At 44.3% G+C, this 20,224-nt stretch carries 11 protein-coding genes; 3 read left to right on the plus strand and 8 right to left on the minus strand.

Features of this window, described 5'->3' with window-relative positions:
• Window positions 1–342 precede the first annotated feature (342 nt).
• Window positions 343–3,813: a type IX secretion system sortase PorU gene (porU, locus tag P3L47_RS19060; RefSeq protein WP_277781784.1), complete on the minus strand. Its 3,471-nt coding sequence runs from the start codon at window positions 3,811–3,813 to the stop codon at window positions 343–345.
• Window positions 3,814–3,937: 124 nt separating this feature from the next.
• Here porU and P3L47_RS19065 point away from each other — a divergent pair, with 124 nt between their 5' ends.
• Complete coding sequence (locus P3L47_RS19065; RefSeq protein ID WP_277781785.1) at window positions 3,938–4,816, plus strand: aldose 1-epimerase family protein; 879 nt, start codon at window positions 3,938–3,940, stop codon at window positions 4,814–4,816.
• Window positions 4,817–4,907: 91 nt separating this feature from the next.
• Here P3L47_RS19065 and P3L47_RS19070 read toward each other — a convergent pair whose 3' ends face one another.
• Together P3L47_RS19070 and P3L47_RS19075 are read right to left on the minus strand one after the other, a co-directional pair.
• Window positions 4,908–7,022: a M3 family metallopeptidase gene (locus P3L47_RS19070; RefSeq protein WP_122360274.1), complete on the minus strand. Its 2,115-nt coding sequence runs from the start codon at window positions 7,020–7,022 to the stop codon at window positions 4,908–4,910.
• Between the two features lie 96 nt (window positions 7,023–7,118).
• Window positions 7,119–9,236, minus strand: coding sequence for a M3 family metallopeptidase (locus P3L47_RS19075; RefSeq protein ID WP_277781786.1), 2,118 nt, complete (start codon window positions 9,234–9,236; stop codon window positions 7,119–7,121).
• Window positions 9,237–9,349: 113 nt separating this feature from the next.
• Here P3L47_RS19075 and P3L47_RS19080 point away from each other — a divergent pair, with 113 nt between their 5' ends.
• The gene (locus P3L47_RS19080) at window positions 9,350–10,300 is read left to right on the plus strand and encodes an NAD(P)H-dependent flavin oxidoreductase (protein WP_277781787.1); all 951 of its coding nucleotides are present in this window, start codon (window positions 9,350–9,352) and stop codon (window positions 10,298–10,300) included.
• A gap of 182 nt (window positions 10,301–10,482) precedes the next feature.
• Here P3L47_RS19080 and P3L47_RS19085 read toward each other — a convergent pair whose 3' ends face one another.
• The 5 genes from P3L47_RS19085 to P3L47_RS19105 all read right to left on the minus strand — a co-directional run bounded on the left by P3L47_RS19085 (window position 10,483) and on the right by P3L47_RS19105 (window position 18,648).
• Entirely contained in the window at window positions 10,483–12,501 is a 2,019-nt protein-coding gene (locus tag P3L47_RS19085; protein ID WP_277781788.1) for an SUMF1/EgtB/PvdO family nonheme iron enzyme, read from the minus strand.
• A 94-nt stretch (window positions 12,502–12,595) separates the two neighbouring features.
• Entirely contained in the window at window positions 12,596–13,777 is a 1,182-nt protein-coding gene (locus P3L47_RS19090; RefSeq protein WP_277781789.1) for a TolC family protein, read from the minus strand.
• On the minus strand, window positions 13,774–16,911 hold the full coding sequence (locus P3L47_RS19095) for an efflux RND transporter permease subunit (protein ID WP_277781790.1): 3,138 nt from the start codon (window positions 16,909–16,911) through the stop codon (window positions 13,774–13,776). The genes P3L47_RS19090 and P3L47_RS19095 overlap by 4 nt, the downstream gene beginning before the upstream one ends.
• Before the next feature lie 15 nt (window positions 16,912–16,926).
• The gene (locus tag P3L47_RS19100; protein WP_122360279.1) at window positions 16,927–18,165 is read right to left on the minus strand and encodes an efflux RND transporter periplasmic adaptor subunit; all 1,239 of its coding nucleotides are present in this window, start codon (window positions 18,163–18,165) and stop codon (window positions 16,927–16,929) included.
• 93 nt (window positions 18,166–18,258) lie between these two features.
• Window positions 18,259–18,648 carry a DUF6769 family protein gene (locus tag P3L47_RS19105; protein WP_199715364.1) on the minus strand — a complete coding sequence of 130 codons (390 nt, stop codon included), beginning with the start codon at window positions 18,646–18,648 and terminating at the stop codon, window positions 18,259–18,261.
• Between the two features lie 529 nt (window positions 18,649–19,177).
• Here P3L47_RS19105 and P3L47_RS19110 point away from each other — a divergent pair.
• Window positions 19,178–20,140 (plus strand): hypothetical protein, encoded by a 963-nt coding sequence (locus P3L47_RS19110; protein ID WP_277781791.1) that lies wholly within the window; start codon window positions 19,178–19,180, stop codon window positions 20,138–20,140.
• Window positions 20,141–20,224 lie beyond the last annotated feature (84 nt).

Consider the following 20,224-nt stretch of genomic DNA (forward strand, 5'->3'; position numbering starts at 1 on the left):
TTGCACAGAACATACTCTTTTTTTCAGCAATACTACGTCTTATTTAGCAGAAATCTTCTCCAAGTCTCCCATCTGAATGCCATTTACACCCCCATCTGAACGATGCTAAGACCCGGGTCTTGAAGGTGTCGAGACCCGGGTCTCAATAATATTTAGTAAGTATGTTATTGAAAATAAGAAGTATACTTCGTGAAAACAAACAGGTATTTTTATGATAGTATGACAGTACAATTTCATACTATCATACATACTATCACAGAGTAAACAGCATGAATTTCAATGTATTCAAAACATAGAATGATAGTATGACAGTTACTTTTTCAATCTACTGGTTATAAAGGATCACCACAAAATAATCATCTTCTTTGCTTCCGTTGCTTCTTTAGAATTATCAGTACTTACCGCTGCGCGATAAATATAAACACCCGGACGCACATGAGTTCCCGAATTATTTCTCAAATCCCAGTCTATCGTATAGTCTTTGAACAGTTCGGAAGAACCTGTCTCTTCATGCTTCCAATGCAGACGACCTGTCATGTCGTAAACCATGATACCTACTTTCATCCGGGATTCCGGACGGTTGTGCGTAATATGAAATTCGACATTTCCCCTCGCAGGCGTAGGAGTTGCGATCACATTGGTGATGAAAGGTTTTAGACCTTCAACAACATTAAACCGGAAAGTATGAGTTGTCGGATTTCCCTTTATATCCCATACTTTAAAAACAGCTTCATGCTCACCTGCGCTCAACTGTGGTATACCAAATCTTACCTCACCTTCTCCTTTCCGTCCAAATACATTATCATAGTAGGAATTCAGATTATAACTGGTGAATGGTTTGTTATCAATCATCAGCATGATATCATGTCCAACGCCTCCTTCAGTTATATCAACTCCTGTCTGATCCCATAAATGGGCATAAAAGAAAGGAGTCGCGTTTACTTTGTCGCCACTGACAAACGTTGAATCATTCAAATAGAGTTTTAATATTTCCGGCCCTTCATGATCTTCTACCGGATTGTCGGAAGTTCCTTTCACTGTGTAATTGGTAAAATTGCCCTTTGCTTCTATCTTTTGGTCACTATCAGCCGCATATAAAATCATTTTGCCGGCTGCTCCGGAATAGGAGATATTGCCGGGAACATAAAAGGAGAAATTGAATTTACCATTCTGTACCATAGTAGAACCTTTATAAATAAGGTTTTTATAGTCCTTATATTTAAAAGCCGTATCATTTTTAAAGTTATTCCGTGTAGTTATTTCTACTTTACTATCCATTACTTTCACTTCCAGCCTTCCGTTAAAATTATCAAGAGAGGAATTATCCGGAGCAAGGATTTCCCCTTCCACACTCACTTCATCGTAAGCTCTTAAACTTGTCGTATGTCGAATGGCGTCTTCACCATTAACCGTATTTATACGTATTTTGTGAGAGGGTATTTTCAGCTTTAAAGCAGGATCACCAATAAAGGTAAAGTTCAGATTCTTCGATCTCTTAAAACGATAAGAATTCTTCACCTCTTTAACGACATCTCCCAAAGCCGGATACAGACCATTAAGATCCGGTTTAAATAATTCATGAAGGAATTTATTGTTTATCTCATCATTATCATATCCGTAAGCAACCCGAACAGTTGTATATAAAGCAATACCACCACTCTTTTCATTTAGAAAAACACTTTCTCCAGCCGATGTCGCCAATGCATCAAAACGACAGAAATCGCATGTAGCAGTAATCCACAAAGGCAATTTAGGATAAACAAACTTATCGATCATCTGTTGCGTCAGGACTTTTTCGTCAGACCACGAAGTTGTATTACCATGTCCTGTATAATTAACCAACATCAAGCCATTTTTCAACTTTTTATTCAGGTCTTCCGTCACAGCCAAATATGGATTTGAATTAGAGTAATCCTTCACGTAGTTGTCAAAAAACAACCTGCCGGCAAGCATATCCTGCGCCTGATTCTCTACTGTTTCTGCAGCATTATTTGCATACTTCATATGATCGTTGGCTTTTTTGTCATTTGCATCTGCATTATCCGCATTACCTCCATCATCAGCCACAAAACAAGCCTCACTTTTCCAGATTCCCAACTCATCATTATTCATGTAACGGATCACTTTATCGACCATTTTCCGAGCTTCGGATACCGAACGGATAGGAAATCGTCCAATGCCTATATCCACTGTACTTATCTCGATAGGATAATTTTCCGAGCCTTCTTTATCTTCTAAAAAGCCGAAATAGTCATCCGACACATAAGAGTTTTGATCTAATGAATTCTCCGACTGAAATGTGAGCAGGAAATTAGCTTTCTCCTTATCACTCATCTTACTCCATGATTCCGTAACAAAACGATTATCGTAGGCACCATCACCGAACAGTAACAAATATTTCGGGCGATTCTTTTCTGCAACGGCTTTATCATACAGCATTTTCATGAACCTTCTATAGGCAGTAGCATCAGGTGTTCCACTGGAAAATTCATTATATATTTCTTCGGGGGTCACCACTTCTACACGTATATCATCATGTGCAACCTTCAATCTCTCCGCTTCCTTTCTCAGAGCTGATGGAGAAATAATAATCATATCGATATCAGACCAACTATGGAGATTGCGGCATTCGACTGTTCCTTTGCTGACCGGTGTCGGAAAATCTGAACGATCAGTCCGAACCAAAACAAACTCCCTCAGTATCTTACTTTCCGGAATAGTAAATGATAAAGTAGAACCGCTCAATTCGGTTTCCATTATTTTACAGTTGACCGGATCTGTTATATCCAAAACCCGGCAAGCCGAATTTGCTCCTTCTATAACAAACCTGGATACATTATTCAAGGCTTCAAAGGACCGGAAAAAAGTATAAGGTTCATTATAAGCCTTCAACTGGCGCTTTACGTTCAAACGAATGTAATCCACCAAGGCATCCGTACTTGCTTTCTGCCCCTTTTGATATTCTATTTTAACGCTCAGATCATCTCCGGCTTTGTATTGATATTCCTTAACCACATTTACATCATACCCTTTGGTATAGGTTCCACCCAATAAAGATTTATTCCTACCCACAGGTTCATTACCGGCAAATGATAATGTGACTGCACCTGTCATCTCTGCCGTAGTAGTTTGCACGACCAATTGACAATCGACGTAAATGCCATCCTCAACTATTCCCAATATCTCCGGATTTCCAAAGTCTTTAAAGGTCTGAGAGTGTTGTGACAACTTCTCAAACAAACGTCTGCCCGACAAATTAACAGATGTCAAATCCTTTTCATGCAACAGATGATCATCAAAAGTTTGAATCCTCCGACTGGCAGATTTATCACTGCTTTTAATTTGCACCGGCACCTTGGCTTCGGCCCCGTCTGTCAGAAAATAATATCCATAGAGGGAATATGGGTTATTTATATGAATAAAATGATTGAATGCCTCATTATCATTATTAGTAGTAGCCTGTTTCCACTTTGTTGTTCCCCTTCCATAAAAAAGCAGGTATCCATCTTCTTTTAATACCGGAACAGCAGGCAGATCATCCACATAGGGTTTGGTAAAATCTTCTTCCAACGGCCAACCGCCATAGCCATAGACTGCGACTTTTGAGGGATCATCGAAACCCATATTCTTCAATTCGGAATAAGTCAGTTTATATATTCCGTCTTTTTCGATCTGTATTTTCACCCAGTGTCCTTTGCTTAATACAGAATTGTCCGCATAGCGTCCACTTGCTTCCAATGAAAAAGAAAGGCAGAAACAAAGTAGGAATGCAATACTAGTTATTGCTGAGAATCTTTTTTCGTGTAGCTTCATATTTTCAACTATTCAATGATCTTTTAACGCTTTCTGTTTTGATTTATTATAAAAGAGCTGGAGAATCAAAAAATAAGTTCACTAACTTTGTTGAAATTGAAAATGACTTAAACAAACAGATCAGATGAAGAAAACATTATCGAATAACCTGTTGACTATTCAGGTGTCACCACATGGAGCCGAACTCAGCAGCATCGTTGCCAACGCGACCGGTAAAGAATTTTTATGGCAGGCAGATCCGGCTTTCTGGAAACGCCACTCGCCCGTTTTATTCCCTATCGTGGGTAGTGTGTGGAATAACGAATACCGCCATAACGGAAAGACATACAAACTATCGCAACATGGTTTTGCACGGGACCGGGAGTTTGAACTAATAAAGGAAACTGATACGGAGTTGCGTTTCCGGCTACAAGAAAACGAAGAGACATTGCAGATATATCCTTTCCCGTTCTGCCTGGAGATCGGTTATAAACTGGCCGGTAACCAGATCGAAGTTTTATGGTACGTAAAAAATACCGGAAACGAAGAACTTCATTTCCAGATCGGGGCACATCCGGCTTTCTATTTTCCGGACTACGACAAAGAAGATCAGAAAAGAGGTTTCTTTGCCTTTGATAAAACACAGGGATTGACATACAAACTGGTCGAGGAGAAAGGATGCATCGGAGAGAAAGAATATCCGCTTGTACTTGACAAAGAAGGATTGTTACCACTGGATACACACACTTTCGACAAAGATGCGTTAGTCATTGAAAACAACCAGATCAACCGGGTCGACTTATTGAAACAGGACGGAAGCACCTCACTCTCCGTATATTTCACGGCACCGGTTGTCGGCCTTTGGTCGCCTCCTGCTAAAAATGCGCCTTTTGTTTGCATCGAACCGTGGTACGGACGCTGTGACCGGGTCAATTATACAGGAGAATATAAGGATAAAGACTGGATACAACATTTGGAGCCGGGAGAAGTATTTGAGGCTTCCTATTTTATCGAAATTTATTAATTACTTTTGGCTTGATCCAAAAGTAATCAAAAGATCAAGGCCGGTGCAGCCTTGATCTTTTGGTTACTTTTCTATCAAGAGAAAAGTAACTCTACTTTAAACCTCTATTCTTCAGCAGCGGTTCCGTATTCGGTTCCTTGCCACGGAAGTTTTTATACATATCCATTGCATCATCGATACCGCCCGGAGTAAGAACATACTGGCGGAATTTCTGAGCTACGTCTTGATTGAAAAGATCACCGCTTTCCTTATAAGCCTGATAAGCATCGGCATCCAATACTTCCGCCCAAATATAACTATAATAACCAGCTGTATATCCGCCACCCATCGTATGATTGAAATAAGTCGTACGATAGCGGGAAGGAATCTGTTTCAACAAGCCACGGTCGCCCAGGACAGCCTCTTCAAACTTCATCACATCGGCACCTTCATGTACTTCTTTCAATACATGGAAATCCATATCCAGCAAAGAAGCAGCCAGATATTCGGTCGTTGCAAAACCCTGTCCGTATTTACCGCTCTTATCCAGTTTCTCGATCAGTCCGGCAGGAATCACTTCATTTGTTTCGTAATGTCTTGCATATTCTTTCAGCAACTCCGGTTCAAACACCCAATGTTCCATAACCTGTGATGGCAGTTCCACGAAATCGCGGGGAACACCCGATACGCCATAATAATGCACGTCCTTAAACAGGTTATGCAGGCCATGACCGAACTCATGGAATAATGTTTCCGCCTCGTCTGCACTCAGCAAAGCAGGTTGTCCGGGAGCCGGTTGGGAGAAATTACATACAATCGTAACAACCGGACCGAGACGTTTACCATCTTTGTAAGTTTGCGAACGATATGTTCCACACCAGGCTCCGCCACGTTTGCTGGCACGAGGGAAGAAATCCATATACAGAACCCCCAGATGCGTACCGTCTTTATCCTTACATTCGAAAGCCTGAGCATCCGAATGAGGTAACGGTATATCTTTGATCGGAGTAAATGTTATACCATATAACTTGTTAGCCAAAAGGAAAGCGCCGTCACGCACATTTTCGAGCTTCAGATAAGGACGGACCTGATTCTCGTCCAAATCGAACTTAGCCTTTTTAGCTTTCTCGAAATAATAACGCCAGTCCCAACCTTCCGCTTCAAAATTGCCGCCTTCTTTCTTGATCTCTGTATTGATATCAGCCAGTTCGTCTTTAGCTTTAGCCAGTGCAGGTTTCCAGATCTCATCCAAGAGAGCATATACCTGTTCCGGCGTTTTTGCCATACGGTCTTCCAACACAAAAGAAGCGTAGTTGTCATAACCCATCAGTTTGGCTTTTTCCAGACGGAGAGTGATCAATTTAAGTACAACGTCTTTGTTGTCGGCATCATTGCCATTGTTCCCTCGGTTGATATAACCTTTGAAAATTTTTTCACGCAACGCACGGTTGTCGGCATATTGCAGGAAAGGCATCACACTCGGATTATGCAACGTGAAAAGCCATTTGCCTTCCAGACCAGCCGAACGGGCAGCTACTTCAGCATTCATGACCAGACTCTCCGGTAATCCGGCAAGGTCGTCCTTATTATCTACAATTAATTGGAAAGCATTCGTTTCTTTCAGCATATTTTGTCCGAAAGTCAACTGAAGCATGGATATTTCGCTATTCAGTTCACGCAAACGAGCCTGTTGTTCTGCATCCAGGTTTGCTCCGCCACGGACAAAACTTTTATAGGTTTCTTCCAGTAATTTCTTCTGTTCTTTATTGAGATTCATCGATTCCTGATTCTCATACACCGTTTTTACACGGGCAAACAAATCCGGATTCATACGAATATCATCACTGTTCTTTGAAAGTAACGGAGATAATTCACGGCTCAATGCCTGCATCTCATCATTTGTATTCGCACTGTTGAGCCCGTAGAAAATTGCACTTACCTTACGCAACAGATCACCACTTTGGTCGAGTGCGACAATCGTATTTTCAAAATCGGGAGCAGCTTCCTGTTTTACAATCTCTTCTACTTCCTTTTGCTGTTGAGCGATACCTTCTTTAAAAGCAGGCATATAATCATCCAGTTCGATCTTATCGAAAGGAGGAACACCGAACGGAGTTTTGAACTCAGTTAAAAGAGGGTTTTCTGTCATGGTTTCTGTTTTATTTCCTGACGAACCACAGGCTGTCAAAACAGCGGCTAATCCGGCAGCCATAATTGTTTTCTTCATTATGTTTTGTTTAAGTTACTAATTTGCACAAAGATAGAAAAAAGTTGACAGTTGACAAGACAGATGACAGTTGTCAACTGTCAACTAACTTGTCAACTATTTCAGTCCCCTGTTTTTCAGCAACGGCTCGATGCTCGGCTCCTTTCCCCGGAAATTCTTATACATATCCATAGCGTCATCGATACCACCCGGAGTAAGGACGCACTGACGGAATTTAGTAGCCACTTCCTGGTTAAAGATATCACCCGTCTCTTTATAAGCATCAAAAGCATCGGCATCCAGTACTTCCGCCCAAATATAACTGTAATAACCGGCAGTATATCCGCCTGTCATTGTATGACTGAAATAAGTAGTACGGTAACGGGGAGGAATCTGGCTGATCAATCCTCGTTTATTCATTACATCGGCTTCAAAGACCTCTACATCCATATTTGCCGATTGTTTCTTCAGAATATGATAATCCATATCCAGCAAAGAAGCTGCCAGATATTCGATGGTAGCAAAACCCTGTCCGTATTTACCACTCTTTACGATCTTATCCACCAGCTCCTGAGGAATCACTTCGCCGGTCTGATAATGTTTGGCATATACTTTCAAGACTTCCGGTTCGAACACCCAGTGTTCCATGACCTGTGAAGGCAGTTCTACGAAATCGCGGGGAACATCCGAAACACCATAATAATGAACGTCGCAGAACAATCCGTGCAGCGCATGACCAAACTCATGGAAGACAGTTTCAGCTTCATCCGCGCTCAACAAGGCTGGTTGTCCGGCAACCGGTTTACTGAAATTGAACACCGTTGTAACGACCGGGGCAACTTTCTTGCCGTCTTTGTAAGTCTGCGAACGGTAGCTGCCGCACCAGGCTCCTCCGCTTTTACCCGGACGGGTATAGAAGTCCATATAAAGGACGCCCAGTAAAGAACCGTCCTTGTCCTTGCATTCGAAAGCGAAAGCATCCGGATCCGGTTTCGGGATATCCTTAATTTCCGTAAAGGTTATTCCATACAATTTATTAGCAACATAGAAAGCACCTTCGCGCACATTGTTCAGTTCCAAATACGGACGTACTTCGTTTTCATCCATATTGAATTTTGCCTGACGCGCTTTGTCGGCATAATAACGCCAGTCCCAACCTTCTGCATTGAAGTTACCTCCTTCTTTCTTTATTTCAGCGTTAATATCTGCGAGTTCCTCTTTCGCTTTTTTCAGTGCCGGTGTCCAGACCTGGTCGAGCAGGTTATACACGTTCTTTTCATTCTTAGCCATATTCTCATCCAGCACGAAAGCAGCAAAGTCTTCGTACCCCAACAACTTCGCTTTATCCAGACGCGCGGCAACCAGTTCTTTAACGACATTCTTGTTGTCATTGGCATTGTTGTTGTTTCCGCGGTTGATGTAAGCCTTAAATATCTTTTCGCGCAACGCACGATTGTCGGCATATTGCAGGAAAGGCATCACGCTTGGGTTATGAAGGGTGAAGACCCATTTGCCTTCCATCGAATCGGCTGCGGCAGTCTCAGCAGCAGCGGCAACTACTGATTCAGGCAGGCCGGCGAGATCTTCTTTCTTATCGACTACCAGTTTAAAAGCGTTCGTTTCTTTCAATACATTCTGTCCGAAAGTAAGTTCCAGCACAGAAATCTTCTCATTCAATTCACGTAGCTTCGCTTGTTTGTCTGCATCCAGATTTGCACCGCCACGCACAAAACCTTTGTATGTTTCTTCCAGCAACTTGGCCTGTTCTTTATCCAAGTTCAGTGATGCTTTCTGATCATAAACTGCTTTCACACGGGCGAAAAGAGCCGGGTTCAGATTGATATCGTCAAAATGGGCAGACAGCAGCGGATAAAACTCCTGCTCAAGTGCCTGTATTTCGTCGGTCGTGTTCACACTTGACTGCCCACCGAAGGCATACATGACCTTGTTTAACAACTCGCCTGCCTGATCGAGAGCCACAATCGTATTCTCGAAAGTAGGCTTTTCGGTATTATTGACAATGGCATCAATCTCCTTTTTGTGTTCTTCCATTCCCTTTTCACAAGCGGGCTTGTAATGTGCTACTTCTATCTTATCGAAAGGAGGAACACCGAACGGTGTCGTATACTCTGTAAAAAACGGATTGGGTGTAGACTCGGCTACATCGCTTTTCTTTGAGGAGTTGCAGGCTCCTAAGACTACTGCCAGGCTGGCAGCCATAAGCGTTTTATTCATAACTATGATATTGTAAGAATTAATTTATGTCTACATTAATTATATAATAGGTGGTACAAAGATAGGGAAGTTTTATTTTACTTTGTTCTCCTAACAATATAAATAGAGTAACCATGAATAGAATATGTGACTTATTCGGTATAAAATACCCCATTATACAAGGTGGGATGGTTTGGTGCAGCGGTTGGCGACTGGCTTCGGCTGTCAGCAATGCCGGGGGACTGGGATTGCTCGGTGCCGGTTCTATGCATCCCGACACGCTGCGCGAACATATCCGCAAATGTAAAGCGGCTACCGACAAGCCTTTCGGAGTGAACGTCCCGTTGATGTATCCGGAAATAGAGAGCCTGATGAATATTCTGGTGGAAGAAGAAGTAAAAATAGTCTTCACCTCTGCCGGAAGTCCTAAGAAATGGACTCCTTTCCTGAAAGAACATGGTATGACAGTCGTCCATGTGGTAAGCAGCTCCTTGTTTGCCGTCAAATGTGAAGAGGCAGGTGTCGATGCCATTGCTGCCGAAGGCTTTGAAGCCGGAGGGCATAACGGACGCGAAGAGACGACGACGCTCTGCCTGATCCCTGCCGTGCGCCGGGCTACCTCTCTCCCACTGATAGCCGCCGGAGGAATAGGTACCGGTGATGCTATGCTGGCTACTTTTGCCCTCGGTGCGGAAGGTGTACAGATCGGTACCCGTTTTGCCCTGACGGAAGAAAGTTCCGCTCATGAGAACTTCAAGCAGCTTTGCCTCAGTCTCAATGAGGGAGATACAAAGCTATTATTGAAAAAGCTGGCTCCTACCCGCTTGGCAAAAGGCGATTTCAAAACGGCAGTGGAAGAAGCCGAAGCACAAGGTGCATCCGTAGAAGATATGCGCGCTTTACTAGGCAAAGGCAGAGCCAAGAAAGGTATATTCGAAGGGAATCTGGAAGAAGGAGAACTGGAAATCGGACAGGTTGCCGCCTTATTCAGAAAAGAGCAGACAGTCTGCGAAGTGATGGAAGAACTTGTTGCCGATTATCGAAAAGCGCTTGCCGGACTGAACAACGAAGCTAACTTATTCTAACCGGGTATCCGGTGTCCTGATAATTTCCTCGTTAGGAAACTGGAGTTTCTTGCCTGGGAAACGCCAGTTCCCTGCCGAGGAAATTGCAGTTCCCTGCGCAGGAAACTACAGTTTCCTTATTAAAAAAATTTAGGAAACTGCAAGTCCCTGACTGATAACCTATTCAGGCAAAACCGAAGAGATCACTTTATTTGTCCTTGAAAGCCTGTATTTTCGACCAGCCACGGCAGGTTAAACCGGTAATGATTCCGGCTACTCAGCAGATGGATGACCTGATCCGGTGACTGTGTGGCAGCTAGATAACCACGGGGTTCGGCATGCGTACTGTCCATATTGAAAAAGCCTGTCCAGGCGCCACCGTCCATAAAGCGGCGTTTACCATCCGTCAGCAGCTTCTTCACCGGCCATGTTTTCCCTTCATCGAAAGACAGGGCGGCATACATCCCGTAACCGGTGTACTCATTACCGTCCTTATCTTTGAAAGTCATTCCGTTCAATCCGTTTTTCAAGCGGAAAGGATGGTTAGTAAACGAGATCAGTAAAAGAGGTCCTTCACGCAGACGCATCAACACCAGGCGCTGACCACCGTCGATCGGAGGAAACTCGGATGCACTATATGTCCAGGTACGGCCGTTGTCTTCCGAGATACTCATGGGCATACGCTCCAAACCGTTTCTATCGACAATACCGTCGCCACGTCCCAAAGCCATAAAACGCCCGTCAGACAATTGCACTACACCGGCATGAATCCCGGCAATGGTTCCGCCCGAAGCCCCCGCTTTGAATGTACCGGGATTAGTCTTTCCCATATCTTCCCAAGTCAGACCGTTATCTTTACTGAGATGAAAGGCTGTACCTCCGTTACTTCGTGGCGTTGCATCGGCGGCTTGTACCAACCAGCCTTCTTTCGTAACAAAAGAGCCTGCTATCACCTGGTGACGGCGGGCATGCTCAGGGGCAACCATACGGGGACGACTCCAGGTTGCACCGTTATCTTTACTCGTACGCATGATCATAGCCAGTGTTTCCCAGGTTCCGGCAGCCTCCATACCGTTCATGTGAATCAATGTTCCGTTATTATTCAGCAGGGACGAACCGGTCACATTCCGGTCAGGAACCCGGAAGAATTCACGCGGCTCGGTCCATTCGGTTGCCCCCGGCTTCAGTCGGCTCTCAAGGATTACCATTTCCCTACCCGACTCCTCATCGCAGGTAAACCAGATAGCCAGCAGATCGCCATTATCGCACCAGCTGACAGCCGGACAATGGTTATGTTTATAGAACGGAACGCCCGAAGAGCAGTCCGGAGTATTTACATAAACAAGAGGTTCGGCAAAGAACGGGGCTCTCGACGGAGTTCCCCAGTTATACTTTTGCCGGGAAACTGTTTCCTGCGAAGCTGGTTCGAGGGCTGGAAGTGGCTGGCTTTGCGGCATATCAGCCTGCACGACACGGAATCCGGTCAGCCAGTGTTTATCCTCCGGCATCATGGCCATACGGTTTGCCGAACGCAGGAAGCGTTCCGGTGTGCTATGGCTTCCGCCGCGTGTCACCTTGTATAAACCGTCAGCACGACCGACCGGGTCTGTCTGTGCAGAGGCTTCGTACGGGCCGTACCAGTCACTGCACCATTCCTCTACATTGCCATGCATATCGTAGAGACCGAAAGGATTAGGAGGTGTTTTGCCAACCTGGAGACAGATAGTCGAATCCGTTCCCCACACATTTTGCTGGTTTTTATGATACACGCCATGCAGTCCGTCATCCATCCAGAAGTTCCAGTAAGAACCGGCACGGCAGGCATATTCCCATTCTGCTTCTGTCGGCAGACGGTAAGTTTTACCTTCCTTCTTCGATAACCATTTACAGAAGGCTTCCGCTTCGTAATAATCGACAAAGATAACAGCCTCGTCGTCGCCTTTCGAGAGGCCGTATTTGCCACGTAGTTCTTTGTGGGAAGGGTCGAACTGTTCGTACTGGGCGTTAGTGACTTCGGTGGCGCCCATCAGGAAAGGTTTCGTGATCGTTACCGGATGGATCGGAAATTCGTCATAATGCTCGCCTTGTCCGTGGCTTCCCATGTGAAAGGAGCCTGCGGGAATCGGAGTTAATTGCATTCCCAGGCTATTCTTTTCCTGGGCATAGGAATTAAAGGCACCTAAAACTATCAGACAGCAACATAAGATCGTAGCGTTTTTCATATTCATTCATTTTTCCATATTCCGGGAATAAAGATACAAAAAAGGTCCACGCCTGAAAAGACATGGACCTTAATTATTTCACTCAAAAAGAGTATTACAACTTGTATTTATAAAGTTGCGCCATCACCTTCTGATATTCATTCTGCAACTGCATATAATTCTGCATGCTTTGATAAAGTGTCGTCACATCGACAAAGTACTCGATCATACTAATCTGCCCGCTTTGGATGGCTTTATTCAGCAATGCCAGGCTGTTTTGCTTCTTCAATACTTCGCTGTATTCATCGATGGAAGCCTTCAAGGATACAGAACGGTTATAAAGCTGCAAAAGTTCGCTCTCGACAGCCGTCTGCATACTCTCCGTCTGCAATTCCGTATAAAGGCTCTGCGCCTTGGCCTGTTTCACCTTGTTGCGATTGGCAAACAACGGAATGCTGACACCTACCAGAAAACCGTTAAAACGTTCGCCGCCCGAAGATGGATTCATGCGATAGCCTAACTCAAAAGAAGGCAGACCTTGCGTACGGCTGACACTGATTTGTTTCCGGGCAGCCGTCTGTTCACTGCGCAGCGACTGCAAACGACGGTCGGAAGAAATAATTTCCTGCTTCAGATCGGCAATCGATACGGGCGCATCTACCGGCGTATACACGGTATCGGTAAACTGGATCTCGACACCACCGTTCAGCATCGCCAACTCATGAAGTTTAGCAACTCGGTTGGCTTCGTTTATCCGGGCTTCGTTACGAACATTCAGCAATTCGAGGTTGATCTTGTTTGTCTCCAGGATATTGGCATCGCCATTCTGCAAACGTTGTTCATAAAGAGCTGAAAGCTGTTCGGCATTTTGGCGACGTACATCCAGCAGGCTCTTTTGCTGATTGAGCAACACCAGATCCAAACAGACTTCTTTCGCTTGCAGCAGGATTTGCTGACGAAACTCTTCCCCCTGATGTTCGATACTTTCTCCACGCAACTTCGCCAACTTTCCACGCTGAGCATAAAGCGAAGGGAAATCGAACGATTGTGAAGCTACGAGTTCGCCGGTAAATCCCATACCTTCCTTATTCCCGTAAAGATGGGAATAGGTAACGGTCGGGTCGGCGAGGTTATTATCCAGCTTGGCTTCCAGTTTTTGGGAAGCGACAAGCTGCTTATTCGCCTGCAATTCTTTATTGTTGGCTTCGATACTGCGAAGGACTTCATCTACAGAGTTTTGTCCGCTTGCAGAAAACACAGCCGAAGCCAACAGCGTAATTACTATGAATTGTTTCATTTCTCCTTATTCATTAAAAGATAGACAATAGGAATAATAAATCCGTTCAGGAAGGTAGACGTCAGCAACCCTCCCAGGATCACAGTGGCCATCGGGCTTTGTATCTCATTACCCGGCAGATCTCCGTTCAATGCCAGCGGGATCAAAGCCAGCGCAGAACTCAAGGCTGTCATCAGGATCGGATTCAGACGGTCCAGCGAACCGTGTATCACCGCATCATATACAGAAAAACCTTCACTGCGCAACTGAGTATAGTGGCTGATCAGCAACATACCGTTTCGGGTAGCAATACCGAACAGGGAGATAAAACCGATAATAGCCGGAATACTGATCTCGCCGGATGTCATCCACAAGATCAGCACGCCACCGATCAAAGCCAACGGCAGGTTCAACAGGATCACACCGCTCTCCTTCGCATTCTTGAATTCATTATAAAGCAACAGGAAGATTACCAGTAACGACATGAAAGAGGTTAATAACAATGTGCGACTGGCAGCCTGCTCGCTTTCGAACTGTCCGCCATACTCCACATGGTATCCTTCGGGCAACTGGATAGAATTCCCGATCTTGTTCTGGATATCGTTTACGACACTGCGTAGGTCACGTTCGGATACGTTCCCGCTAATCACCAGCTTACGCTGTACATTTTCACGGTTAATCGTATTCGGACCGGTTACGGAGCGAACTTCGGCGATATAACTCAATGGGATCTTCTTTCCCTGTGCATCGATCATTAGATTACGGATATCCTCCATGGTTGCACGGCTTTCGTCGGAAGTCTTTACGGTCAGGTCGAATGTCTTTCCGTCGTCATAGACCTGGCTGACTACTTCACCTCCCAACATGACATTTATATATTCTTCAAACTCCGGCAGAGGTATTCCATACTTTGCCATCAGTTCCCGTTTGGGAGTAATGGTCAGCTGCGGACGTTCGATCTGTTGTTCCACCTTCAAATCGACCAGGCCCGGAATGCCTTCGATAGCACTTTTGATATCGTTGCCGATCGTAAACAGACGGTTCAAATCGGTTCCGAACAGTTTGATTGCAATATTGGCCTCCGTTCCCGAAAGCATTGCATCGATACGGTGAGAAATAGGCTGGCCGATCTCAATATTGGCACCACTGATGGTCGACAGCTTCTGACGCACATCGTTCATGACGGCATCGCGACTACGATCTTTCAATTGGAAAGGTGCTTCAATCTCAGAAACGTTTACACCCAAGGCATGTTCATCCAGTTCGGCACGTCCTGTTTTACGAGCCACTGTCTGAATCTCCGGAACTTGCATCAGCAGCTCTTCTGCACGGTGTCCCATCCGGTCTGACTCTTCCAACGAGATACCGGGCAATGAACTTACATTGATCGTAAACGAGCCTTCGTTAAAAGGCGGCAGGAAACTACGTCCCAACGTAAAGAATATACCCAACGATATGACGAACAACCCTATCGTACAGCCCAGCACAATCGACTTATGAGCCAAAGCCACCTTCAATGCAGCACCATACACATTCTTCAATTTGCTGGCAACCCACGACTCTTTATCTATTTTCTTATCGGTTGCTTTACGGTTCAGCAGATAGCTACATAAAACCGGTGTTAAAGTAAGCGCCACCACCGTAGAAGCGAACAAGGCGACAATAAACGCAATCCCCAGCGGAACCAACATACGGCCTTCCATACCACTCAGGAAGAACAGGGGAACAAAGCTCACCACAATAATCAATGTCGAGTTCAGGATCGGCATACGCACTTCGCGGGAAGCATCATATACAACATCCAGGATCGACCGTCTTTCTGCCTCCGGCAGCATCCGGTTCTCACGTATCCGCTTAAATACATTCTCCACATCGACAATGGCATCATCCACCAACGATCCGATGGCAATCGCCATACCTCCCAGCGACATCGTATTAATGGTCAGCCCCATATAATGCAAAACCAGGATAGAGACCAGCAATGACAGAGGCAACGCCACCAATGAGATCACCGTTGTGCGGATATTCATCAGGAAAAGGAAGAGCACAATCACAACGAAGATACTTCCTTCAAACAAACTGTTCTTTACATTATTAATAGAACTGTCGATGAAACGGCTCTGACGGAAAATATCGGTAGATATATTTACATCGGCAGGCAAACTCTTTTGAAGGTCAGCCACAATTTCATCCAGTTTATTTGTCAGGTCGATCGTACTGGTATTCGGCTGTTTGGTAACCGTGATAAGGACAGCATGTTTGCCCCGTTCGGATGCCGTACCCAATTTAGGGCTTTTGCTTCCTACTTTCACTGTAGCCACATTCTCCAGCAGAACAGGAAAACCGTCCACAGTCTTGATCACACCTTTTGCCAGTTCTTCCGCTTTCGGAGTAGAAAGGACACCACGAATGATATACTCATTATCGTATTCGTACAAGACACCACCATTTGCATTACGGTTCATGTTACGGCAAACCGTCAGCACCTCATTCAACCCTACTCCATAATGTTTCATGCGGGCAGGATCGAGTAAGATCTGATATTCTTTGATATCTCCCCCAATCACGGCTACCTGTGCCACACCTCCGGTAGATAATAAACGCGGACGGATCGTCCAGTCGGCAATTGTGCGCAGGTCCATTTGGGTGGTGGCGGTTTCCGCAGGGGCGGTTCGCGAACCGCCCGTACCGGCGGGGTTATTTTCATTATCCTTAGTCGTCAAGCCGATGATCATCATTTCTCCCAGGATAGAAGATTGCGGTCCCAGTGTCGGCTTCCCTACATTCTCGGGAAGACTTTCACTTACAACCGCCAGTTTCTCGGAAACGATCTGACGGGCACGGTAAATATCCGTTCCCCAGTCGAACTCCACCCATACAACCGAAAATCCGGTGGTAGAAGAAGAACGTACACGGCGTACATCCATCGCTCCGTTTACAGCCGTTTCGACCGGGAAAGTAACCAGACGTTCCACTTCTTCAGGAGCCATCCCGTTTGCTTCGGTCATGATAACCACGGTCGGAGCATTCAGGTCGGGGAACACGTCTACATCCGTATGAAAGGCTGTATAAGTTCCCGCTATCATCAGCAGCAATGCACAGATCAGGACAACCAATCTGTTATGCAGCGAGTAATATATTATCTTATTCAACATATTCTGCTCCTCCCATTAATGATTGTGAGTATGAGCCGGAATAGCATTAGAAGCAGAGGCGAGTTTAATCTGATAAGCGCCTTGCGTTACGACCACGTCACCCGGTTTCAAGCCGGATAATATCTGTACTTCAGAACCATTATTCGCTCCCAGTTTTACTTCCTGCTTTTTATAACCTTCTTCATCGAGACGGATAAATACAGAATAAATACCTTGTTCTTCTATCAGGGAGGAAACAGGGACACTCAACACCTCCTGCATCGGAGTAGCAAGCAGATAAATCTCGACGAAAGAACCGGGAATAACGGCTCCTTTATTATCAAACTCAAAAGTAACAGGAATATAGAAAGAATTGGTATCCGACGCTTTTCCATACGAAAGCAACCGTCCGTGAAGCTCGGAGAGCTTATATACCTGCTCATCATAAGGAGTACGGAAATTAGCAGACTGAATAGCCGGAAGATATTGATAATACTTTTCCGAAACCTCGGCACGAAGCACCAGACGGCTATTCTGAGAGATAGTTGCCAGCGGTTGCCCCACTGTCACATAGTCCCCTTCTTTTACCTGAAGATTCTTCAAATATCCGTTCATCGGAGATACCACCGACACGCCATTCTCTGTCTGCTTACCGGCAACAGCATCATAAGCAGCCTTTGCGTTTTCATAATTCAAACGTGCCTGTTCAAAATCTTTAGCCGAAACAATCTTATCTCCTACCAACTGCTGCATACGCTCATATTCTTTCCTGGCTGTTTCGTATGCATATTTGGCACGGGCAGCTACATTCCCTTCCGACAGGGAACTGGAAGCCAGGCTCAGGATCGCCTGCCCTTTCTTTACCGGAGTACCGTCAACAAATGATAAACGACCGAATGTCACAATACCGGGAACAGTCGCAACCACCGTTGTTTCATCCCCCTGTGCTGCCAGTACGCTTCCACTGGTTTTTATAACATCCGTAAAAGAAGCCGGTTCCATCACTTTTGTCTGCAACCCGACAGCTTTCGCCAATTCTTCTTTAAAAATGATTTCGTTGGAATGTGCACCTGCTGCAGCTTCGTTCCCATGATCATGGCCTTCATGCTCGTCTCCCTCGTGTTCGTGATCATGACCTTCATGTTCGTGATCGTGTCCTTCTTCATGTTCATGTGCTTCATGATCATGGTTATGCTCTTCAGGCTTAGCAGCTCCGCCGCCACAGCTTGCGAATATGTAGGCACATAAAACCCACAATAAATATATCTTTCTCATTGTATTATAATATGTTATAAATGCAAATAAAATAGTTCGGCGTCTTGCTTAAAACACCGGAATGCGAATAAGGTTCGCTCCTATCAGAAACAATTATAACACAGGAGGGGCACGCAGTCCGCCGGAGCACGTAACCCAGGTATCGTGCAGAGACTCAATATAAAAGGCTCGTTCGCGATCGAACGTTTGTCCGTACAGCAACGGAACAGGAGGGTTAATATAATCAAATAAAACTTGCAAAGGGAAAAGTAAGTGACTTACATCAGCATTTGTCACATGCGACAAAAGAGATGTAAAAAGGGCCAGATTATGCCCGTTGCATCCGCAATCGTGGGAAGACGAGCTTTTATGGTTATGTTCAGTCAACGATTTGAAACAAGGCATACCGTTACTGTGATGATGATGTGGCACCACAACCGAAAGCAGCATGATGATACTTGCCACCAGCATTATGTAACGGATTATATGTTTCTTCGCTCTCATGATTTATGTTGCAAAAGTAAAAAGTTTATTTTGCAACTCAAAGGCAAACAGCAGATATATAGAAAAAAAAGACCGGCCGAAAGTCACCTCCCAGCCGGTCCGGTTATTCATGGTATTAGCATTAGCGGTCTACTCATTCTGATTATACAAGCAAATGTTTGGTTAGGTCAATAATTTATAAACAAAAAATCTAAGACTAAAATAAAATAAAGTTCATCCATTCTAATGCTATTTCAATTAACATCACTTAGTATTAATATTAAACTGCAATAACTATTCGTTCAAACCATCATTGCCGTCTCTCTTAATTGAGATATGCGAATTTACGAAGCAAATACGGGAGTTCTATTTCGCAAATAAGGTATTTTGAGACGCGTCTATTTCTCATTCAAGTATTTACCGACTCGTCTTTTTCGAAAATAAGTAACATGGAGACACTTTAACGTCTATTGTTGCGTTTTCCGAAACAATACGCATTGTTTATTGTTTAATAATTGAACATATATATTATTTAAAAGGGAGAATTGGAATGAATACAGATGTATTAAATACAAATCTGATCGAGGTAATGAAAGATAAAATTCCGGATGGGGTCAACTTAGCGAACACCCTGATGGATATTCTTTATATAGGAAAAGAAGCCGTATACAGAAGATTACGCGGCGAAGTCCCTTTCACCCTCAATGAAGCTTCTATAATTTCAAAAAAATTGGGAGTTTCCCTGGATCAGATCGTGGGTATAAGCTATACTAATAACGCAATGTTCGACCTGAATCTTTTACATTATTCAGATCCTATCAAAACGTATTACGCGATTCTTGACCACTATGTTGAATTATTTGAATCCTTACGGGATGATCCGACCTCGGAACTTAGTACGGCTTCAAATATGATCCCCCAGACTTATTACCTGAAATACGATAATTTGTCCAGGTTCCGGCTATTCAAATGGATGTACCAGAATGAAAAGGTAAATTGTGTAAAGTACTTTTCAGAACTGAATATACCAGATGATCTCAAACGCGCCCAAAAGGCATTCGTAGAAGCAAGCTCATATATACAGACTACGCATTATATATGGGATAGCATGATGTTTCATTATCTGGTGAACGACATAAAGTATTTCGCCAGTGTTCATTTAATTACAGAAGAAGAAGTCACCAAACTACAGGAGGAACTCCTGCAACTATTAAACGATCTGGAAACAATCGCTTCCAGAGGGAAATTTGATTCAGGTAAGGATATACATATATATATATCCAACATCAATTTTGAAGCCACATACAGCTATGTGGAAACATCGAACCAGCAATTAAGTCTGATCCGGATTTTTTCAATCAACTCGATCACTTCGAGGGATAAAGAGATGTGCAAAAATATGAAGGAATGGATTCAGTCCTTACGTAAATTCTCCACGATGATATCCGAAAGCGGCGAAATGCAACGGATACAATTCTTCAAAAAACAACGGGAGATTGTAGAGAATATGTAATAAGGCATGAGTTTTTATGTTACTATAATTGAAAAAGGACGGTTATCTTCTATAGATTTCCGTCCTTTTCATATGATATCATTA

Source organism: Parabacteroides chongii, from assembly GCF_029581355.1.
GTDB lineage: Bacteria > Bacteroidota > Bacteroidia > Bacteroidales > Tannerellaceae > Parabacteroides > Parabacteroides chongii.

Bases quoted from the DNA above. Each gene is read 5' to 3' on its own strand.
- porU (WP_277781784.1), bottom strand. From the start codon at position 3,813: ATGAAGCTACACGAAAAAAGATTCTCAGCAATAACTAGTATTGCATTC.
- P3L47_RS19065 (WP_277781785.1), top strand. From the start codon at position 3,938: ATGAAGAAAACATTATCGAATAACCTGTTGACTATTCAGGTGTCACCA.
- P3L47_RS19070 (WP_122360274.1), bottom strand. From the start codon at position 7,022: ATGAAGAAAACAATTATGGCTGCCGGATTAGCCGCTGTTTTGACAGCC.
- P3L47_RS19075 (WP_277781786.1), bottom strand. From the start codon at position 9,236: ATGAATAAAACGCTTATGGCTGCCAGCCTGGCAGTAGTCTTAGGAGCC.
- P3L47_RS19080 (WP_277781787.1), top strand. From the start codon at position 9,350: ATGAATAGAATATGTGACTTATTCGGTATAAAATACCCCATTATACAA.
- P3L47_RS19085 (WP_277781788.1), bottom strand. From the start codon at position 12,501: ATGAAAAACGCTACGATCTTATGTTGCTGTCTGATAGTTTTAGGTGCC.
- P3L47_RS19090 (WP_277781789.1), bottom strand. From the start codon at position 13,777: ATGAAACAATTCATAGTAATTACGCTGTTGGCTTCGGCTGTGTTTTCT.
- P3L47_RS19095 (WP_277781790.1), bottom strand. From the start codon at position 16,911: ATGTTGAATAAGATAATATATTACTCGCTGCATAACAGATTGGTTGTC.
- P3L47_RS19100 (WP_122360279.1), bottom strand. From the start codon at position 18,165: ATGAGAAAGATATATTTATTGTGGGTTTTATGTGCCTACATATTCGCA.
- P3L47_RS19105 (WP_199715364.1), bottom strand. From the start codon at position 18,648: ATGAGAGCGAAGAAACATATAATCCGTTACATAATGCTGGTGGCAAGT.
- P3L47_RS19110 (WP_277781791.1), top strand. From the start codon at position 19,178: ATGAATACAGATGTATTAAATACAAATCTGATCGAGGTAATGAAAGAT.